Source organism: Collinsella sp. AF39-11AT, assembly GCF_003474585.1.
Classification (GTDB): Bacteria; Actinomycetota; Coriobacteriia; order Coriobacteriales; family Coriobacteriaceae; genus Collinsella.
The window spans coordinates 1-1847 of sequence record NZ_QROG01000051.1 but is presented as its reverse complement, the minus strand read 5'-3'; the positions used below and the strand labels follow the sequence as shown (position 1 = coordinate 1847).

The following is a 1847-nucleotide window of genomic DNA, read 5'->3' as shown; positions in this document are numbered from 1 at the left end:
TGGGCATCGTCGGCGCGTTCTTCGGCGTGCTGGCGTAAGGGCCCGGCCTATTATCTGCCCCCAAGGGAAACGGCGACCCATTGCGGTCGCCGTTTTTTATTACCGAAAGCTAGCTGGAGGTGCTTCGTGATTCGATCTGACAATCCACCCGACAATGGCGTGAGCGGGGCGATGTATCTATTTGGCACGGCGCTCTTGTGGAGCTTTATCGGCATCCTCGTTCACGCCAATTCGCAGTCAGCTCTTTTGATCGGTGCCGTCACGGCAATATTTATGGCACTCTTTATCCTGCTCGTCGGCAGGCCTGTCCTCCGCGTCAGCCGTCTTATTGCCCTTGTGGCCGTCTGCAACTTCGTGACGGGCACTACGTTTAACTTTGCCAACCAGCTCACGACGGTCGGTAACGCAATCGTTTTGCAGTACACCTCGATGATTTTCGTTATCGTGTATCAATCGCTCGCAACTCACACGCTGCCTTCGCCTGCGAAGATTGCCTCCGTGGTGGTCGCTTTTACGGGTATGGGACTTTTCTTTTTGGGTGATTTGAGTCCCGAGGGCATGCTCGGCAACCTGCTTGCCGTCATTTCGGGCGCCACCTTTGGGCTGTGTTTCTTTTTGAACTCTCGCGCCGATGCGTCGCCCATGGTGTCCTCGCTCATCTCCTGCGGTATCTCGATGCTGCCGATCGTCTATTTTGCTGGTGCCCTAGACTCCGTGAGACCATTTGAGTGGGGGCTCATGCTGGTGCATGGCCTTTTTTGCAGTGGTCTTGCGAGCGTGCTGTATGCCAAGGGGATTGCGCGCACCAACGCGTTTGCGGCCAACTTGGTCTGCATGAGCGAGGTCGTGCTCGCTCCCTGCTGGTCGGCGCTCCTCTTTGGCGAGGTCTTTCACTGGAATGAGTTTTTGGGTGCGTCGATTATCGTTTTGGTGATTGTGGCCAACTTGGCATCCGATGCCTTTGGCGATGGCTTTCTGGTGGCGCTTGTCCGCCATCGAAACAAGGAACATGCCTGATGGGATACGTTTGCCGTTTACGGTAAAAAACACCCCGCTGAGCGAGTGGTATTAAATAGTAAGGACTTGCATACCTATAATTGGTATCAAATCATTTGTACCTGGCATGGGTGTTAGCAGCACACCAGGTACACTTCGAGCCGTGTGATCGAACTCCCGGAATTGATATCAGCAACGCGCGCGACGGGAGTGACGACGGTTCGATATTCCTTATTGGGAGGAATTATGCTTGTCCAAGCAATCCTCGTCGGCTTAGTCGGAGCGTTTGGATGCCTCGACTACCAGCTCGGCACCCTCTACGCGTTCCGCCCCATCGTCCTGTGCCCGCTCGTGGGCCTGGTGCTGGGGGACCTGCAGACCGGCCTTGCCGTTGGCGCCAGCCTGGAGCTGCTGTTCATGGGCTCGATCTCCATCGGCGCCTACGTACCGCCCAACGAAACCGTCGGCGGCGTGCTCGCCTGCGCGTTTGCCATTCAGCTCGGTCAGGGTACCGAGACGGCCATCGCGCTCGCCATGCCCATCGCCGTCCTTTCGCTGACGATCGGCAACATTACCAATGCTTTGTTCCCTGTGTTTGTCGATATGGCAGACAAGTTCGCCCTCAAGGGAAACCTCAAAGGCATCTACGCCGTTCATTGGGGAATTGGAATTTGGGGTTGCGTTGAGTACTTCCTGCTGTGCGGCGGCGCCTTCTATCTGGGTTCCGACGCCATTCAGGGTCTGCTCGACTTCATCCCGCCCTTCATCATCGACGGTTGCGGCGTTGCCGCCAACATCCTGCCGGCCATGGGCTTCGCCATGCTCGGCCGCCTGGTGCTCACCAAGCAGCT

General features: G+C 56.8%; 2 protein-coding genes. Both read left to right on the top strand.

Annotation, left to right across the window (positions count from 1 at the left end; genetic code table 11):
* Positions 1-126: 126 nt before the first annotated feature.
* Positions 127-1017 carry a DMT family transporter gene (locus tag DW037_RS10380; protein WP_233542376.1) on the top strand — a complete coding sequence of 297 codons (891 nt, stop codon included), beginning with the start codon at positions 127-129 and terminating at the stop codon, positions 1015-1017.
* Positions 1018-1242: 225 nt separating this feature from the next.
* Positions 1243-1847, top strand: a 605-nt coding sequence (locus tag DW037_RS10375) for a PTS sugar transporter subunit IIC (RefSeq protein ID WP_147352029.1), incomplete at its 3' end; no start/stop codon positions are given.